Genomic DNA, 16,474 nt, shown 5'->3' on the forward strand with positions numbered 1-16,474 from the left:
TCACTCCGCGAACTCCCGGCCGAAGAGGCCTTCAGGTTTCACCAGCAGGACCACCACGAGGACGACGAGTGGTGCCAGCCCCTGGAGGCTGGACGAGATCAGGTTCGTCGTCGCGATCTCGAGGAAGCCGATGAGGTACGCGCCGATGACGCTTCCGCGGATCGAGCCGATCCCGCCGACGACGACGATGGAGAAGGAAAGCACGAGTTGTGCCTGCCCCATCGCGAAGTCGGCCGTCAGCCACGATCCCAGGAACAGGCCGGCGATGCCGGCGAACGCGCCCGCGATGATCCACGTGATCAGGTTGATGCGACTGCTCTTGATCCCGACGAGCGACGCGCCCTTGTGACTCATGCTGACCGCCAGGATCCCCTTGCCGGTTTTCGTGTAGTTGACGAACAGGAACAGCAGGCCGATGATGATCCACGAGACGACGAACATCACGCCCAGCAGGTTCTGGAACGTCGACCCGGCGATGTGGAACTGTCCCTCGATCAGTCTCGGGAGCGACCGGCTGGTCGTTCCCTCGAAGACCACGATGGCCTGTTCGATGACGACACTCACCACGAGCGTCGTGATCATCACCATGATCGGCTCCTCTTCGAGCCGCTTGACCATGCCGAGATACAGCAGGCCGGCGAACAACGCCGGGATCGTGACCGAGGCCAGCACCGCTCCGGGGATGCCGAGTCCGAACTGGCCGGCGTAGTACGCCGAGAACGCGCCCATCGTGATGGTGGCCCCGTGGGCGAGATTCAGGACACCCCCGACGCCGAAGATGAGGGTAAATCCGATGGCGATCAGCGCGTACAGGGCGCTGATCATTGCCGCCTGTACGATGATTGTGAGTGCGACTGAGAGTATACTTGCCATATGTGAAATATGAACTGAGAAGATCAGTCCGCGTTACACCCAGGGCGGAGCCTGGTAGTCGGCGCTCGAGACGTAGCTCGGGTGCAGGACTTCCTGAACGCCGCTGCCGTCCTCGGACTGCCACTGCTGGAAGACGGGGTTGACGCCCGTTTCCGGCGGACTGTCGGTCGTGAAGTTGTACTTGATGTCGTGTGCGTACTTGTGGTCCTTGCCGTAGTAGTCGATGCTGCCCGCAGTGCCGGTGTAGGAACTCTCTTCGAGGCCCTTGACGATCTCGTCGGAGTTGACCGTGCCGCGCTCGGTGGCGACGTTCGCCCACTGCATGATCGCGTCGTGGGTGATGTATCCGGTGTAGACCGGGTACCCGTCGTTGGCTTCGTTGTAGGCTTCGGCGTAGTCCAGCGTCTTGTCGGTGAGTTCGCTCTGGGGGGTCGCCGTGTTCTGCGTGACCGTGTACTGGCAGGCCCCACCGGTCATGCTGTAGTAGGCCGGCAGTTGGGTCAGCACGTGGATGCCGCCGAACTCGAAGGGCCGCTGGTCACGTGCCCACTGGACGACCGCCGGCGTCCCGGTGTGGGCCATCGCGACGAAGGCCGCGTCGGCACCGGACTCCTCCACGGAGTCGTAGATCGGACCGAAGTTCTGGGTCCCGGACGCGTACCGCCGTTCCATCGCGACGTCGACGTCCAGATCCCCGATGTGGTCGTCGATGGCCTTCTGGACCGGGTTCGTCCACTCGTAGTTCTCCACCAGCAGGGCCACCGAGTCCCAGCCGAGGTCGCTCCCTTTCGCCTCGAGGAAGTCGACCATGTTCTGGCCCAGATGATAGCCGTTGATGGGGCCGGTTCGGAAGTGGTATTTGTACTTGTCGTAGTTCTCGTTGACCTGCTTGCTCGCCTTCGGTGACGCCGCACCGGTCGTCATGTGGACCGTCTGCTGCTGTGCGATGGGGTCCATCAGCTGGAGCAGGACCTCGCTCGTGAACACACCGGTCGTCATGTGTGCGCCTTCGTCCAGCGTCAGCGCACGATAGCGCTGTCGACCCGTCGAGGGACTCTCCTGGGTGTTCTTGATCGAGACCTTGACGTTGTCGGCCTCACTCAGCAGCTTGTCGCTGTTGTTGATCTGCTTGGCCGCCAGTTCCGCCGAGTTGGCGATGGCTGCACCGATCGGGTTGTTCTCCGGTGCCGGAGCGAGTACCCCGATGGTCACCTCGCTCGGAATGCCTTCGGTCGAACTTCCGGGACCGCCCCCGAGACAGCCCGCGAACCCTGTCGCTGCCGCCCCGACACCGGCCGCCTGAATGAACCGGCGTCGGTTGAGCTTCGAACTATTTCCATTGTATTCGTCCCCGATTTCTTTGCTACCATTGGCGCTTCCTGCACCGCTACTACTTCCATCGTTAACCATGGTGTCTGTCCCCACATTGTAAACGAGGCTAATAAATCTTCGTGGCGTTTGTTGGGGAAATGAAAGTAAATTTGAAGCTAATATAAAAGGCCTCGTATTACCGGCCTTCAAAGTCGGGGTCCCGCCCCTCCATGAACGCCGTCGCACCCTCCTCGTGGTCGTGTGTTTCGAAGACCTGGGCCTGGCCCGCGGCCTCGTTCGTCATGGCCTGATCGAGGTCGCTGTTGAGTCCCTGGCGGATGAGCCGCTTCGAGGTTTTCAGCGCGACCGTCGGACCGGAGGCGATGCGGTCGACGTATTCGGCGGCCTCGTCCTCGAATTCGTCGTCGTCGTAGACCTGCGTGAACAGGCCGATGTCTTCGGCTTCCTCCGCGTCGAGCATCTCGCCGGTCAGGACGAGTTCCTGGGCCTTGTTCTGGCCGACGATCCGGGGCAGGAAGTACGAGGTTCCCGTGTCGACTGCGAGCCCGACCTGCCGGAACCCGAAGCTGATCCGGGAGTTCTCGCTTGCGACCTGCACGTCACACGCGATGGCCAGGTTCGCACCCGCGCCGAAACAGGTGCCGTCGATCTTGGCGATCACCGGCAGTTCACACTCGTGGACCCGGGTGAGCGCTTCGGAGGTGTCGTTGATGTTCTGGACTTTCTCGTAGGGCTGGACCTCCCCGTGGAGGCCTTCGAGCATGGCGTTGATGTCACCGCCGGCGGAGAACGACCCGCCTGCGCCCGTGACGACGACACACCGCGCGTCGGACTCGTCGACCCGATCCATGGCGTCGACGATGCCCTCGGCCACGTCGCCCGTCAGCGCGTTGCGCATGTCCGGTTCGTTCAGCCTCACTGTGGCGATGCCGTCCTCGACTTCGAAGAGTACTGATTCGTCCGACATACTACGACCCCTGTCGGCCTACCCGTTCAAAAAATTTCCCCATCGTCTACCACTGGTTCACAGCTAGCAATTTGCGCTAACATTGTAATTCCGGCACCGTTCGGCCGTGAGGGTCCGAGCTAGCGGCTCGTCCACCCACCGTCGACCGACAGCACGGAGCCGGTGACGTAACTCGCGGCGTCGCTGGCCAGGAAGACGGCCGGACCAGCGATCTCGTCGGGTTCGGCGAACCGCTCCAGCGGCGTCCGGTCCAGCAGGGACTGACGGATGTCCTCGTTTTCCATCGCCTCCTCGATGAGGTCCGTCGCGACGTAGCCGGGCGCGATGGCGTTGACCCGGATCTCGGGGGCCCAGTCCAGCGCCATGCTCTTGGTCAGGCCCACCAGGCCGTGTTTGGAGGCGACGTAGGGATGCTGCCGGGGAAGCCCGACCAACCCGCCGACGCTGGCGACGTTGATCAGACTGCCGCCGCCGTCTGCCAGATGCTCCGCGCTCGCTCGTGCACACGCGAAGGCCCCGCGGAGGTTCACGTCGACCGTGAAGTCGAATCCGTCTTCGAGGTCGACGCGCTCGGGCGACCCGAGTGCGGGGTCGGGGTTGACCCCGGCGTTGTTGACCACCACGTCGACGCCACCGAAGGCGTCGACCGCCTCGTCGAACAGGGCCCCGACGCTATCCTCGTCGGTCACGTCCACCGTCGCGGCGTGAGCCTCTCCGCCGGCGTCGCGGATGGTCGCCGCGACGGTCTCCACGTCCTCGGCCGTCCGGGACGCGGGAACGACCGACGCGCCAGCGCCGGCAAGCCCTTCCGCGATGGCCCGCCCGATGCCGCGACTCCCGCCGGTGACGACTGCGACACGTCCACTCAGGTCGAACTCGTCGTGCATACCCCTGCCTGCGAGCGTCGGACTGATAAATACTCGGCGGGCAGTGGCCCCCGGCCGCCACACTGCCGGCAGAAAGCACTCGTTGGAACGGAGATTCGGTGCAGGTGACTGTTCGACGTTCCGCGCTCGCCGTCGTGATCGGCCTACTGGCGGCTCTCGGGTCGGGGTGTCTCGGTGAACAGGGCGGGAACCAGCCGAATCCCCACCACGCGGTGTCGCTACACAACGACTGGACCCGCAGCGTCACGCTGGAGCTACGGGTCGTTCGCACCGCGACGAACGAGACGGTCCACGCCGAGACCTACGAGCTGGAACCCGGAGCGGAGCGGGAGGTGTACGATACGGCGGCGGCCGACCCGGACGGGATCGAACGGTTCGCGGTCGTCCTGACCGCGCGCAACGAGACCCAACGCGTCGAAATCGAGACGAACGCGTGCTACTGGTACGCGTCTGGCGGCGTGAGCGAGGGGGCGACCTGGAGTCCTGGTATTCGATCCGTCGACTCCGTCGAGATCACCTCACTGGTTGGGCGGGGGCTTTTGAACGGGCCCACCCCTAGAAGTGGTATGCGCATCCACTGGCACCGGCGGGACCTGCGAGGTGCAGACAACGCCGGCCTTCGGGCGGCCGCGACCGCCGCGGCCGACGACGAGACCCCGGGTGTGGTCCCTGTGTTCGTCTTCGACCGTGACGTGCTCGCACACGCTGGCCCGCCCCGGGTCGCGTTCATGCTCGACGCGCTCGCCTCTCTCCGCGAGTGGTACCGCGACCGCGGGAGCGACCTGCTCGTCCGACAGGGCGACCCCCGCGAGATCCTCCCCGCCCTCGCCGCCGAGTTCGACGCCGATGGCGTCACCTGGTGCAAGGACTACTCCGGACTGGCGACCGAACGCGACGCCGAAGTCCGGCAGGCCCTGGCCGAGGAAGACGTGACACGCGAGGGGGTCCACGACGCCATCTTCCACGAACCCGGCGCGATCACCACCAACGACGGCGACCCCTATCAGGTGTTCACCTACTTCTCGAAGAAGTGGCACGACCGACGGAAACCCGACCCCTTCGACGCACCCACCGGCGACGAGTTGGCCGACGTGAGCGACGACGAACCCCTCCCCACCCTCTCGGAGCTGGGATTCGACGCCCCCGAGGCCGACGTGCCGCCGGCCAGCCCCGCGGCCGCACGCGACCGACTCAGCGAGTTCTGTGACGGGCCCATCTACCGCTACGGCGAGCGGCGCGACTACCCCGCCGACGGGTGTACGTCCCGGCTCTCGGCCCACCTCAAGTGGGGCACCATCGGCATCCGGGAGGTGTACGAGGAGACCGAGGCCGCGAAGTTCGCGGTCGAAGAGGGCAGCGACGAGGCCGAGTCAGTGTTCGAGTTCCAGGATCAACTGGCCTGGCGGGAGTTCTACACGCAGGTCCTCTTCTACAACCCCGAGGTGGTCACCGAGAACTACAAGGAGTACGAGCGGGCGATCGAGTGGCGCGAGGATCCGGAAGCGTTGCAGGCCTGGAAGGACGGCGAGACGGGGTATCCAATCGTCGACGCGGGGATGCGCCAGTTGCGAAAGGAGGCGTACATGCACAACCGGGTGCGCATGATCGTCGCCTCCTTCCTGACGAAGGACCTCCTGCTGGACTGGCGACACGGGTACGACTGGTTCCGGGAGAAACTGGTCGATCACGACACGGCCAACGACAACGGCGGCTGGCAGTGGGCCGCCTCGACGGGGACCGACGCCCAGCCGTACTTCCGGATCTTCAACCCGACGACACAGGGGGAACGCTACGACCCGGACGCCGAGTACATCACGACCTACGTCCCCGAGTTGCGCGGCGTCGACCCGGACCTGATCCACGACTGGCCGACGCTCTCGCTGACCCAGCGCCAGCAGGCGGCCCCGGAGTACCCCGCGCCCATCGTGGACCACGGCGAGCGGCGCGAGCAGGCTATCGAAATGTTCGAGTCCGCTCGGGGGGACGACTAATCCCTGGACAGCCATCGGTTGTATTTATAACGTCAGCCACACGACGTACGCGGGAGTCGCGATTATGGCGGTCTCTCACGTCTCGTTCGTGCTCATCTGGGGGACGATCACAGCCGCTGCCGCGCTGACACTGCTGGCGTGGCGGCAGCGGCCCAAACCCGGCGCGACGCCGTTCGCGGCGATGATGGGAGCCGGGACCTGGTGGGTCGTCACTTCCGCGATCGGTCTGTTCACCCTCGATTCCAGCCGGCGGATACTCCTGCACAGTCTGGAGTGGTTCGGCCCCGCCGTCCTCCCGCCAGCGTGGCTGGTGTTCGCCCTGGAGTACACGAGCCGCGAGGAGTACGTCTCTCGGCGGACGCTAGCAGCACTCGGGGTCGTCCCGCTAGTCACTCTATTCTTGCTGGCGACCAACGACGCCCACCACCTGCTGTACACGGACCGGGCGGTCCGACGGTACGGTGACATCGCACTCGTCGAAGCTCGGCGTGGCCCCTGGTTCTGGGTGTTCATCACCTACGCGTACGCCCTACTGGCGGCCGGGACCTTCCACGTCATCCAGCTGGCGGTCAGTAGCCGGTCGCTCTACCGGGGGCAGGCGGCCGCCCTGCTCGTGACCGTCCTCGCGCCGTGGGTCGGGAACCTCACCTACGCCACCGATTACCTCCCGGTCGTCCTGCTGACGGGCACGGACCTGTCACTGACGAACTTCGACCCGACGCCGTTCATGTTCGTCATCTCCGGGGCTGCGGGGCTGGCCGCGCTGTCGCAGTTCCGGTTTCTCGACGCCGTGCCGGTCTCCAGTCGCGTCGCCCGAGATTCGGTCGTCGAGAGTATGGACGACGGCGTGATCGTCGTCGACGACGACGACACCGTGATCGACTGCAATCCGCGGGCGGCCGACATCCTCGACTGCGAGCGCGACGCCGCCGTCGAACGGCCGGTGTCGGCGCTCCTCCCGACCTACTCGGAGTTGGACGAGGGCGACACCGAGACCATCGAGATCGAACGGCAGGACGGGGTGCGCTACTACGAACTCAGCGAGACCGATCTCGGGTCGACCGTCGACGGGACCGCCGGACAGATCGTCTCGATCCACGACGTGACCGACCGGCGCAACCGCGTCCAGCAACTGGACGTGCTGAACCGCGTCCTCCGGCACAACCTCCGCAACGAGATGAACGTCATCTACGGCTACGCCGACCGCCTTGACGATGGCGAGGCCGTCGACCGCATCCAGGAGAAGGCCATGCGCATGGTCACGCTCGGCGACAAGGCCCGCGAGATCGACCGCATCCTCGACGACGAGGGGGACAGCGACCCGATCACCGTCTCGCAGGTCCTCGACCTCGAGGTCGAGCGCGCACGGGAGACCTATCCCGACGTGACCGTCGAGTCGTCGGCCCCCGACGGGGACGCCACCTGCGACCGGCCGCTCGGCGCTGTCCTCCGGAACCTGCTGGAAAACGCCGCCGAACACAACGACTGCGACGACCCCCGGGTCCGGGTCGACGCCAGAATCGACGGCGACGAGGCGATCATCGAAGTCGTCGACAACGGCCCCGGCATCCCCACCGAGGAGCGGTCGGTCCTGCGGACCAAAGAGGAGACCCCGCTCCAGCACTCCAGCGGACTGGGCCTGTGGCTCGTCTCCTGGGGGATCGAACGGCTCGGCGGGACGGTCACCATCGTCGAGTCCGACGTGTCGGGCACGACCATCCGGCTGGAAGTGCCGGTGATCGAGGAATCCGAACCAGCCCGAAGCGAGTGACGGTCAGGGTCGAGCGCGAGGCCCCACACCCTAGCTGCGAACGGTTACATACCGGCCGGATTTTGTACGATATCACCCGCCTTCTAAACCTTTAACAGGTGGCCAGCCGACTACTGTGATGGAGGAGATTACATATGCCCGAGAGATCTAACCCCGAACTGCCACCGCTTCCGTACGACTACGACGCGCTCGAGCCGTCGATCAGCGAGCAGGTGCTCGAATGGCATCACGATACCCACCACCAGGGCTACGTCAACGGCCTCGAAAGCGCCGAGGAAACCCTCGCCGAGAACCGTGAGAACGGTGACTTCGGGAGCTCCGCTGCGGCCATGGGCGACGTGACCCACAACGGCTGTGGTCACTATCTCCACACGCTGTTCTGGGAGAACATGGACCCCAACGGCGGCGGCGAACCCTCCGGGGAACTCGCCGACCGCATCGAGGAGGACTTCGGCTCCTACGAGGGCTGGAAAGGCGAGTTCGAGGCTGCCGCGTCGGCCGCCGGTGGCTGGGCGCTGCTGGTCTACGACCCCGTCGCGAAGCAGCTGCGTAACGTCCCGGTCGACAAGCACGACCAGGGCGCGCTCTGGGGTGCCCATCCGATCCTGGCGCTGGACGTCTGGGAGCACTCCTACTACTACGACTACGGTCCGGACCGCGGCAGCTTCATCGACGGGTTCTTCGACGTCGTCGACTGGGACAACGTCGCAGAACAGTACCAGCAGACCGTCTCGAAGCACGAGTAAGTCGCCAAAACCGACGCTTTTTTTCGGCGCCACGGGCCGCCAGCGACGGCCCCGACCCAACGCGGAGTCTTCGAATCAGTGCAACTCCGACTCGTGTCGCAGGTGGTCCCGCGAGATTTCGTCGACGTTCCGACAGCCCGAGAGCCCCATCGTCAGATCGAACTCCGCGACGAAGTTCCGCAGGTAGGTTTCGACACCCTCGGCACCGTCGACTGCCAGCGAGTATGCGTAGGGCCGGCCGAGCAATACCGCGTCGGCACCCAGCCCCATGGCCTTGAACGCATCCGAAGCCCGCCGGACCCCGCTGTCGAAGGTGATCGGCACCTCGCCGTCGACCTCCTCGGCCACTGCGGGGAGGGCCTCGATGGCCGAGATGGAGCCGTCGACCTGGCGGCCGCCGTGGGTCGAGACGCCGATGCCGTCCGCGCCGTGCTGAATGGCCTTTCGTGCGTCTCGCGGATCGAGGATCCCCTTGATGAGAACCGGGAGATCGGTGTTGTCGTGAACGAACTGGAGGTCCTCCCAGGTGAGGCTGGAGTCACCGAAGATGTCGAGGAAGTGCTCGACCGCCGCGGCGGGGTCCTCTTCCGGCGGCTGATCGAGCTGTGAGCGGAACTCCGGATCGGAGAAGTAGTTACCGACACCCTCGCCTTCGAGGAAGGGGTAGTAGCCGCGTTCGATCAGGCGCTCGCGCCAGCCCAGGATGGGCGCGTCGACGGTGACGACGATGGCGTCGTAGCCGGCCTTTTCCGCGCGGTCGAGGAAGCTCTTGGCGATGGCGTCGTCCGAGGACCAGTAGAACTGGAACATCTTCGGGGTGTCGCCCAGCGCCTCGGCCACGTCCTCCATCGGTTCCGTCGAGAGCGAGCTGAGGATGAGCGGCACGTCCATCTCGGCGGCCCCCTGTGCCGTGCCGATCTCGGCGGACTCGTGGAGCAGGGACTGGACGCCCAGCGGGGTCAGCGCGATGGGCACGTCGAAGTCGACGCCGGCGATCTCCGTCGAGAGATCACGGGACTCGACACCCCGGAGCATCTTGGGGACGATCCGCCACGGTGAGAAGTCCTTGTTGCGCTCGAAGGTCTCGTCGCTGCCCGCACCGCCGTGGACGTAGGCGCGGCCCTCCTCGCTCATGGCGGCGTGGGCGGCTTTCCGGAGGTCTTCGTAGGATACCGGGAAGTCCGTGGTCTCGTCGTCCAGCATCCCGCGGCGATAGATGTCGTTGACGCGCTCGTCGCCGAATCGGTCGGAGTCTGGCATACGCCCCCGAAACAGCGCCGTCTCAATACCAGTTTCGGCTCCCGGGCTCCGCTGCCCGACGGTCGCGGACGCCAGACCTTTGCCCCTCGCAGAACGGACCCCCTCGCATGGAACTGCTGGACGCCGGGGGGTACTGGTACGTCCGGTTCCTGCTCCAGCGCGGGCTGGCGCTGCTCTATCTCGTCGCCTTCCTCGTCGCGGCCAGCCAGTTCCGGGCACTCGTCGGCGAGGACGGCCTGCTCCCCATCGAGGGGTACATCGAAGCCGTCGAGTTCCGGGACCGGCCGAGCCTGTTCTATTTCTACCCCTCGGATCGCGTCGTCGGGCTCGCCGCCTGGACCGGAGTCGGGCTGGCGGTATCGGCCCTGCTGGGTGTCCCGTACCTGCTCCCGGAACCGTGGCCGCTCGTGGCCTCGGTCGCGATCTGGGCCCTTCTGTGGGGCCTCTACCAGTCGTTCGTCAACGCCGGGCGGATCTTCTACGGCTACGGCTGGGAGTCGATGCTGCTGGAGACGGGGTTCCTCGCGATCTTTCTCGGTGCCGGGGCGACCGGCCCGCCGGTACTCGTGATCTGGCTCGTCAAGTGGGCCCTCTTCCGCAATATGTTCGGTGCGGGGTTGATCAAGATGCGCGGGGACGACTGCTGGCGCGAGTTGACCTGCATGGACTACCACTACGAAACCCAGCCGATGCCGAACCCGCTCTCGTGGTACGCTCACCACCTCCCCGACCGGTTTCACCGGGTGGAGGTGCTTGGCAACCACGTCGTCGAGCTGGCGATTCCCTTCCTCTATTTCGCGCCCCAGCCCTACGCCGCTATCGGCGGCCTCGCGACCATCGGCTTCCAGCTGTGGCTCATGCTGACGGGCAACTTCGCATGGTTGAACGCGCTGACTGCGGTGCAGGGACTGACCACGTTCAGCGACGGCGTGCTGACGACTGCCCTCCCGCTCCCTGCGGCCTCGGCCGCGCCGGCACCGCTCCCCCTGCAGGTGGCGTCGGTGCTGGTCGCCACACTCGTCGTCGCCCTGAGCGGCAACCCCGTCCGCAACATGCTCTCGACGTCACAGACGATGAACACCGCCTTCGATCCGCTCCACCTCGTAAACACCTACGGCGCGTTCGGCTCGATCACGACGCGGCGCTACCAGCTCGTCGTCGAAGGGACACGGGCCGACGACCCCGACGAGGACGACTGGCGAGCCTACGAGTTCGAGGGGCAGCCGGTCCGGACCGACGAGCGTCCACCCCAGTGGGCACCGTACCACCTGCGACTGGACTGGCAACTCTGGTTCGCGGCCATGCAACCCCGACCCGGCCGCCGCCAGCGCTGGTTCACGGCCTTCCTCGCCGACCTCCTGGAGAACGACGGCTCGACGCTGTCGCTGCTGCGGTCCAATCCGTTCCCCGACGAGCCGCCCGAGAAGGTCCGGGTGCGGCGGTTCCGCTACCGCTACACCACGCCCGAGGAGCGTGCCGAGACCGGCGAGTGGTGGGAGCGTGACCTCGTCGGCATCTACGTTCATTCCACGTCGCTGTCGGAGCTCCGGTCGCCCACGGGTGGGCGTCGGCCGGGGTCGTAGTCAGCCGCCAGAACGCCGGTCGTCACCGCCGACGAGCGAGGCGAGGTCACCCCAGAACGAGCGGTTGTGGGCGACGTGCTCGTACCCCCACTCCCGGAGCTGTTCGTACTCCTCGAACTCCCGCAGGAACTCGACGACGGCGTGGTACTCCTCGCCCACGTCCGACATGAGCAACGCCCGCTCGATGGACTCGCCACAGGAGTACACCGTCTCCTCGGTGACCAGATGCGAGCAGTCCTCGTACCCCTCGGGCAACCCCTCGGGCAGGCGCTCGCGGAGGTCCGTCTCGGCCAGTTCGGAGAAGCCGACGATGTCGACCGGCGCGTGGTCGTCGACGTACTCGGCACTCCGCGTGCAGAAGGCACAGTCGTCGTCGTAGACGAGCGTCGCGTCCGTCATGCTCGGCGGTAGGTACGCCAGGCACAAACCGTTCCGGTCGGGACGCCACTGCCACCGAGCCGGCCCCCGCACCACCAGACCCATACCGGTCGAACGACCAGTGAGGGCCGTGTCCACCGAACGGTTCGTCCCCGGGACGGTCGAGTGGTTCGTGCAGGCCGTCGTCGCGGGCGGTATCACGCTGGTCGCCGGCCTCTGGCTGACGGCGCTTTTCCGGGTCGGTTCACCCCCGTGGCTGGCAGGCGTCACTCTGGCCGTGGGGGGCGTCGCCGGGATGACCTGGGGAATCTACAGCGAACTGTCGCTCTGACCGGTCAGCGCGAGACGGGAGGGTTTTGACGGCGCGGGAGCAACCGGGAGCCATGCCCGTTCCGAAATCCGAATTCGAGGATCTCCGGTCTCTGGAGTTTCGCGATCCAGGGGAAGTGCTCGACGCCGACGAGATGTATACGGTCTACGAGATCGCCCGGCTGTTCCAGGGGTTGGACCCGGGACAGGACCTCGATCCGGCCACCGAGGACATCCTGCTCGACTGGACCATCCCGTGGATGCTCGACAACAGCGAGGCCTTCGTGTTCGCCGAGCCGGCCGACGACGACGAACCCGGCCACTACGGACTGGCGACCGCTGAGACGGCCGGCGGAACTGACTGGGCGGACGCCGACAGCGAATGAAACTACTCGTCGCCGGCGCGGACCGGGTCGACGCCGGCAAGACCACGTTCACCGTCGGCCTGCTCGACCACCTCGACGCGGTGGGATTCAAACCACGCGCGGGCAACGACCACTGGTTCCACCACGACGACTATCGCCACGCGGTCGAGCAGGGCCGCCTGTTCGGGAAGGACGCCAAGCGCCTGGCCGCGGCCAGCCCCGACGCCCTCGACCCGGAGGATATCAACCCGATCCACCGGCTCTGGCGGCCCTCGCCGGGGGAGGGCGCAGGGATGCTCGGCCAGACCGACCGGGAGTTCGTCGTCGACCGCGTGGCCGAGAACTACGTCGTCAACGACACCGTCGAGATCCCGGCGGAAGTCCGGACGGACCTCCCGCTCGACGAGGCGACCCACGTCTCCTCGCTCCCCGAACTGAACGAGGTGATGGGGAACCTCCACCTGGTGGCGCTGGACGGCATCGCCCGGCGAATCGAAGAGCGAGAGCGCGCCGTGGTCGAGTCCTACGGCGACGTGGCCCGACCGCTCCGCGAGTTCGAACCCGACGCCGTCGCCGTCGTGGAACCCGCCCGTGTCCGAATCTACGAGGGCCAGCGCTACCGGAAAGCCTGTTCGATCACCAGCGGGGGCCCCGGAGAAGGGCAACTGGAGGAACGCGTTCCGGGCGTCGTCGACCTGATCGACCCGGTGGGGTCGGCACCCCTCCCCGCACTGTCGGGCGAGGACCGCGAGGACCCGTCTGCGGTGGCGGCGGCGTACGAACAGGGGTACGAGGAACTGCTGGCTGCGGTGGAGTGAGGGCGCAGCCCCGATTGGCTACCCCATCCGGGCGGCCTGGGCTGCGAGTTCGACGTCCTGGAAGGGATTCGTGGTGACGCTCGGGCCGTGCCCGGTGTGCATCTCGCCGAGGTCTTCGGGGACGACCGAGCGGACGCGTTCGATGCTGTCGATCAGGACGTCGCGGTTCCCCTCGGCGAGGTCGGTCCGGCCGAACCCGCCGTTGGCGAAGATCAGATCGCCCGCGAACAGGGCGCTTGCGGCCTCCGAGTAGAAACAGAGGTGGTCGCCCTTGTGGCCGGGGGTGTGGAGTGCTTGGTAGTCGTGGTCGCCAAGCGTCACGGTTTCTTCGTCGTCGATGGCGTGGTCGACGCCGGACTGGTCGGTATCGTAGCCCCACACGTCCACGTCGAACTCGGCGACGATGTCGGGACGGTTGCCGACGTGGTCGGGGTGTGTGTGCGTCATCACGAGCGCGTCCACGTCGTCGACGTACTCGCGGGCCGCGTCGACGACGTCGAACTCGTTGCCGGCGTCGACGATCACGGTCCGGTCGCCGTCCACCAGGAAGACGTTGCTCGTGAACGCGCGGACACCACGAGCGAGGTTGACGATCATGACCCCCGCTACAGCGACCGGCGGCTTTTGCGTGTCGCTTCATGCTGACACGACCTGGCAGGCGGTTGACCCGTGTGAGGAGACCCGTGGATCGGTATCAGGCGTGAGTATCGACCCACAGGGCTATGTATGAGGAATGGTAAAAGCGTACAAGAGCGCAGATGACTGATTCAGCAGCACCTGTCGTGCTCATCGTCGAGGACGAGCCCGACGTCGCCGAGACCTACAACCTCTGGCTCGCCGACGAGTACGAGGTCCGGATCGCTGGGGACGGTGACGAGGGGCTCGACAAGCTCGACGAAGAGGTAGACGTGGTTCTGCTCGACCGGATGATGCCCGGACTGTCGGGCGACGAGGTGCTCGAACGCATTCGGGAGCGGGAGTTGGGCTGTCGGGTGGCGATGGTGACGGCCGTCGAGCCCGACTTCGACATCCTGGAGATGGGGTTCGACGCCTATCTCAGCAAACCGATCAGGAGCGAGGAACTCATCGAGACCGTCGAGAAACTCCTCGAACGATCAACCTACGACCGCCTGCTCCAGAAGTACTACGCACTGGTCGAGAAGCAGGCCACGCTGGAAACGGCAAAGAGTGGCGCAGAGCTCGCAGAGAGCGACGAATACGCACAGCTACAGGACCGGATCGCCGGCCTGCAGGAAGAACTCTCACAGACGATGGGCGGTGTCGAAGACGACGCCGACTTCATCACGGCGATTCAGCAGATCGGCGGCAGTGAGGACACGTAATGTACGACCTATCATCTGTTCTGGAAACTGAGGCAGTGTCGGAGGTCCGCCCGGGGACCAGCATCCTGATCGCTGGCCCGGCGATGACGGGCAAAGAGAGCCTCGCGATGGAAATTCTGGCCGAAGGCTCGCGGAAGGGCGACGGCGCGCTGGTCGTCTCGACGAGCGACAGCGCCGAGACCATCGTCGAGGACTACCGCGACCGCGTCGCTGGCGTCTCCAATCTCCAGTTGGGCGTCGTCGACTGCCGTGCAGAGGGGTCGGGCGGCGGACTCGCCGACGGCGACACCCCGTCCGGCCTGTACGTTCACAAGGTCTCCTCACCTGGGGACCTGACCGGCATCGGGATCGGGATCACGAAGTGTCTGGAAGCGCTCCACGGCGCGGGCGCCGAGGAGGGCCGGATGGCCCTGATCTCGCTGTCGACGATGCTCACCTACACGGACCGCGAGACCGTGTTCAAGTTCTGTCACGTCCTCTCCTCGCGGCTGGACGCTGCGGGCTACATCGGCGTGTTCACCATCGACAGCGGTGCCCACGACGACCAGACCCTGCAGGTCATCAAACAGGCCTTCGACGGTCTGGTGGACGTTCGTGACGCCGACGCCGGCCGCGAGGCGCGCGTCATGGGGCTGACCGACGGCCCCACGGACTGGCAGTCGCTCTAGATCGGCGCGCCGACCAGCACCAGTCGCGCCAGGTCGTCGCTCTCGTTTCGGAGCTGGCGGCGCTGGTCCGGATCGATCCGCACGGCCTCGTTCTCGCCGAGCGTCACGGTCTCGCCGTCGAACTCGACGACCACTTCACCCTCGACCACGCAGTAGACCTCTTCCTGACCGTCCTCGCTGTGGTCGTGGGGCTTGCCCTTCGAACCGGGTTCCAGGCGCATCACGGTCACGCCCACCTCGTCGGTGTCGAGGGCTTCCTTGAGAAACCACATGCCGCCGTACTCGTCGTCGATCACCGATTCCACGTCGTCGGTCGATGCTTTCTGGTAAGCCATGGACGTAGCATGGACTGCGGAGGACAAGAATCCAGTGTCGGGAACTGAGGCGTACCCTTATCAGGGAAACCGGGAGCAGACACGGTATGGGAACGGAGTGTCCGGAGTGTGGTGAGTCCTACCGAAGACTGACGCAACACTGGGCGATGTCGAGCAGTTGTTCCTACCCAGCGCTTCCGGAACGCTGGCTGGGACTATTGACGGGCATCTTGATGGGCGATGGAACCATACACGACCCGCCGTCGGCAGCAAACACACGTGTCGATGTATGTAACATCTGCGTCACTTTTTTGCAGTGGGTCGACGAGAAGTTGGAATGGCTCTCGAACGGCGTCACGCTGCATCGGACGAGCGACGAAATCCGTGCCGAGAATGCCCGGTCCGACCTCGACCGCATCTCGTCGCTCGACTACGATATTCGAGATCAGTACGTGTTGACGACGAGGCGGCATCCGGCGCTCAATCGATACAGACACTGGTACGACTCAGAGAAACGATATCCCGCCGAACAGGACCTTCGTCCGGCGGTACTCAAACAGTGGTACGTCTGTGACGGGCACCTGTTGTGGGGTACCGAAGGTCACAGGCGACCGCAGGTCTGGCTTGCCGTGGAGAACGAGCGGGACCGACCCGGAGTGATCGAAGGGCTGTTCGATACGACGCCGATCTCACCGTCGTTCCGAAGCGGGAGAGTGATGCTCACGTCCGACGAAACCGAGGACTTCTTCGAGTACATCGGTGACCCCGTTCCCGGGTACGAGTACAAGTTCGTTACAGATGGGAGAGGGCGGTATCGAAAAGCGAAGGAAGCGTTTTATTGGAGGCATACAACGACCAATACAGCCTGA

Annotated in this window: 18 protein-coding genes; 10 read left to right on the plus strand and 8 right to left on the minus strand. The window is 65.6% G+C overall.

What is annotated here, in order from left to right:
- From MU521_RS01740 to MU521_RS01755, 4 genes are all read right to left on the minus strand, one after another.
- Entirely contained in the window at positions 1-873 is an 873-nt protein-coding gene (locus MU521_RS01740) for a branched-chain amino acid ABC transporter permease (RefSeq protein ID WP_281186974.1), read from the minus strand.
- A 33-nt stretch (positions 874-906) separates the two neighbouring features.
- Positions 907-2,283 carry an ABC transporter substrate-binding protein gene (locus MU521_RS01745; RefSeq protein ID WP_092686518.1) on the minus strand — a complete coding sequence of 459 codons (1,377 nt, stop codon included), beginning with the start codon at positions 2,281-2,283 and terminating at the stop codon, positions 907-909.
- Between the two features lie 97 nt (positions 2,284-2,380).
- Positions 2,381-3,172, minus strand: coding sequence for an enoyl-CoA hydratase/isomerase family protein (locus tag MU521_RS01750; protein ID WP_092686517.1), 792 nt, complete (start codon positions 3,170-3,172; stop codon positions 2,381-2,383).
- 119 nt (positions 3,173-3,291) lie between these two features.
- Positions 3,292-4,059, minus strand: coding sequence for an SDR family NAD(P)-dependent oxidoreductase (locus MU521_RS01755; RefSeq protein WP_092686516.1), 768 nt, complete (start codon positions 4,057-4,059; stop codon positions 3,292-3,294).
- 566 nt (positions 4,060-4,625) lie between these two features.
- Between MU521_RS01755 and MU521_RS01760 the strand changes: the two genes are divergently transcribed.
- From MU521_RS01760 to sod, 3 genes are all read left to right on the plus strand, one after another.
- Entirely contained in the window at positions 4,626-6,050 is a 1,425-nt protein-coding gene (locus MU521_RS01760) for a cryptochrome/photolyase family protein (protein ID WP_092687463.1), read from the plus strand.
- Between the two features lie 64 nt (positions 6,051-6,114).
- Complete coding sequence (locus tag MU521_RS01765; RefSeq protein WP_092686515.1) at positions 6,115-7,821, plus strand: sensor histidine kinase; 1,707 nt, start codon at positions 6,115-6,117, stop codon at positions 7,819-7,821.
- Between the two features lie 134 nt (positions 7,822-7,955).
- Positions 7,956-8,567 (plus strand): superoxide dismutase [Mn], encoded by a 612-nt coding sequence (gene sod / locus MU521_RS01770; RefSeq protein ID WP_092686514.1) that lies wholly within the window; start codon positions 7,956-7,958, stop codon positions 8,565-8,567.
- Positions 8,568-8,642: 75 nt separating this feature from the next.
- On the opposite strand, the gene MU521_RS01775 is transcribed toward sod, so the two are convergent.
- On the minus strand, positions 8,643-9,827 hold the full coding sequence (locus MU521_RS01775) for an alpha-hydroxy-acid oxidizing protein (RefSeq protein ID WP_092686513.1): 1,185 nt from the start codon (positions 9,825-9,827) through the stop codon (positions 8,643-8,645).
- A 107-nt stretch (positions 9,828-9,934) separates the two neighbouring features.
- Between MU521_RS01775 and MU521_RS01780 the strand changes: the two genes are divergently transcribed.
- Positions 9,935-11,410, plus strand: a complete 1,476-nt coding sequence (locus MU521_RS01780; protein ID WP_092686512.1) for a lipase maturation factor family protein — start codon at positions 9,935-9,937, stop codon at positions 11,408-11,410.
- On the opposite strand, the gene MU521_RS01785 is transcribed toward MU521_RS01780, so the two are convergent.
- Positions 11,411-11,809, minus strand: coding sequence for a DCC1-like thiol-disulfide oxidoreductase family protein (locus MU521_RS01785; protein ID WP_092686511.1), 399 nt, complete (start codon positions 11,807-11,809; stop codon positions 11,411-11,413).
- 109 nt (positions 11,810-11,918) lie between these two features.
- Between MU521_RS01785 and MU521_RS01790 the strand changes: the two genes are divergently transcribed.
- The 3 genes from MU521_RS01790 to MU521_RS01800 are packed head-to-tail and all read left to right on the plus strand — an operon-like array spanning position 11,919 to position 13,280.
- Positions 11,919-12,119 carry a hypothetical protein gene (locus MU521_RS01790; protein WP_092686510.1) on the plus strand — a complete coding sequence of 67 codons (201 nt, stop codon included), beginning with the start codon at positions 11,919-11,921 and terminating at the stop codon, positions 12,117-12,119.
- 52 nt (positions 12,120-12,171) lie between these two features.
- Positions 12,172-12,483: a DUF5827 family protein gene (locus MU521_RS01795; protein WP_092686509.1), complete on the plus strand. Its 312-nt coding sequence runs from the start codon at positions 12,172-12,174 to the stop codon at positions 12,481-12,483.
- The gene (locus MU521_RS01800; RefSeq protein WP_092686508.1) at positions 12,480-13,280 is read left to right on the plus strand and encodes an ATPase; all 801 of its coding nucleotides are present in this window, start codon (positions 12,480-12,482) and stop codon (positions 13,278-13,280) included. Before MU521_RS01795 ends, MU521_RS01800 begins: the two co-directional genes overlap by 4 nt.
- A gap of 18 nt (positions 13,281-13,298) precedes the next feature.
- Here MU521_RS01800 and MU521_RS01805 read toward each other — a convergent pair whose 3' ends face one another.
- Positions 13,299-13,877, minus strand: coding sequence for an MBL fold metallo-hydrolase (locus tag MU521_RS01805; protein WP_092686507.1), 579 nt, complete (start codon positions 13,875-13,877; stop codon positions 13,299-13,301).
- A 161-nt stretch (positions 13,878-14,038) separates the two neighbouring features.
- Here MU521_RS01805 and MU521_RS01810 point away from each other — a divergent pair, with 161 nt between their 5' ends.
- Together MU521_RS01810 and MU521_RS01815 are read left to right on the plus strand one after the other, a co-directional pair.
- Positions 14,039-14,623: a HalX domain-containing protein gene (locus MU521_RS01810; protein ID WP_092686506.1), complete on the plus strand. Its 585-nt coding sequence runs from the start codon at positions 14,039-14,041 to the stop codon at positions 14,621-14,623.
- A complete protein-coding gene (locus MU521_RS01815; protein WP_092686505.1) occupies positions 14,623-15,291 on the plus strand; it encodes an RAD55 family ATPase in 669 nt (222 codons plus the stop codon). Before MU521_RS01810 ends, MU521_RS01815 begins: the two co-directional genes overlap by 1 nt.
- Here the strand turns inward: MU521_RS01815 and MU521_RS01820 are convergent.
- Complete coding sequence (locus MU521_RS01820; protein WP_092686504.1) at positions 15,288-15,626, minus strand: cupin domain-containing protein; 339 nt, start codon at positions 15,624-15,626, stop codon at positions 15,288-15,290. The two genes, MU521_RS01815 and MU521_RS01820, sit on opposite strands and share 4 nt — an antisense overlap.
- Positions 15,627-15,712: 86 nt before the next feature.
- Here MU521_RS01820 and MU521_RS01825 point away from each other — a divergent pair, with 86 nt between their 5' ends.
- A complete protein-coding gene (locus MU521_RS01825) occupies positions 15,713-16,474 on the plus strand; it encodes a hypothetical protein (protein WP_139171016.1) in 762 nt (253 codons plus the stop codon).

Origin of the sequence: Halorientalis regularis (assembly GCF_023698535.1) — an archaeon.
GTDB classification, from domain to species: Archaea; Halobacteriota; Halobacteria; order Halobacteriales; family Haloarculaceae; genus Halorientalis; species Halorientalis regularis.

What these genes read in the sequence shown, in the direction of transcription:
- MU521_RS01780 (WP_092686512.1), top strand. Translation starts at nt 9,935, where the DNA reads ATGGAACTGCTGGACGCCGGGGGGTACTGGTACGTCCGGTTCCTGCTC.
- MU521_RS01750 (WP_092686517.1), bottom strand. Translation starts at nt 3,172, where the DNA reads ATGTCGGACGAATCAGTACTCTTCGAAGTCGAGGACGGCATCGCCACA.
- MU521_RS01740 (WP_281186974.1), bottom strand. Translation starts at nt 873, where the DNA reads ATGGCAAGTATACTCTCAGTCGCACTCACAATCATCGTACAGGCGGCA.
- MU521_RS01785 (WP_092686511.1), bottom strand. Translation starts at nt 11,809, where the DNA reads ATGACGGACGCGACGCTCGTCTACGACGACGACTGTGCCTTCTGCACG.
- MU521_RS01755 (WP_092686516.1), bottom strand. Translation starts at nt 4,059, where the DNA reads ATGCACGACGAGTTCGACCTGAGTGGACGTGTCGCAGTCGTCACCGGC.
- sod (WP_092686514.1), top strand. Translation starts at nt 7,956, where the DNA reads ATGCCCGAGAGATCTAACCCCGAACTGCCACCGCTTCCGTACGACTAC.
- MU521_RS01805 (WP_092686507.1), bottom strand. Translation starts at nt 13,877, where the DNA reads ATGATCGTCAACCTCGCTCGTGGTGTCCGCGCGTTCACGAGCAACGTC.
- MU521_RS01760 (WP_092687463.1), top strand. Translation starts at nt 4,626, where the DNA reads ATGCGCATCCACTGGCACCGGCGGGACCTGCGAGGTGCAGACAACGCC.
- MU521_RS01775 (WP_092686513.1), bottom strand. Translation starts at nt 9,827, where the DNA reads ATGCCAGACTCCGACCGATTCGGCGACGAGCGCGTCAACGACATCTAT.
- MU521_RS01825 (WP_139171016.1), top strand. Translation starts at nt 15,713, where the DNA reads ATGGGAACGGAGTGTCCGGAGTGTGGTGAGTCCTACCGAAGACTGACG.
- MU521_RS01820 (WP_092686504.1), bottom strand. Translation starts at nt 15,626, where the DNA reads ATGGCTTACCAGAAAGCATCGACCGACGACGTGGAATCGGTGATCGAC.
- MU521_RS01800 (WP_092686508.1), top strand. Translation starts at nt 12,480, where the DNA reads ATGAAACTACTCGTCGCCGGCGCGGACCGGGTCGACGCCGGCAAGACC.
- MU521_RS01795 (WP_092686509.1), top strand. Translation starts at nt 12,172, where the DNA reads ATGCCCGTTCCGAAATCCGAATTCGAGGATCTCCGGTCTCTGGAGTTT.
- MU521_RS01810 (WP_092686506.1), top strand. Translation starts at nt 14,039, where the DNA reads ATGACTGATTCAGCAGCACCTGTCGTGCTCATCGTCGAGGACGAGCCC.
- MU521_RS01765 (WP_092686515.1), top strand. Translation starts at nt 6,115, where the DNA reads ATGGCGGTCTCTCACGTCTCGTTCGTGCTCATCTGGGGGACGATCACA.
- MU521_RS01745 (WP_092686518.1), bottom strand. Translation starts at nt 2,283, where the DNA reads ATGGTTAACGATGGAAGTAGTAGCGGTGCAGGAAGCGCCAATGGTAGC.
- MU521_RS01815 (WP_092686505.1), top strand. Translation starts at nt 14,623, where the DNA reads ATGTACGACCTATCATCTGTTCTGGAAACTGAGGCAGTGTCGGAGGTC.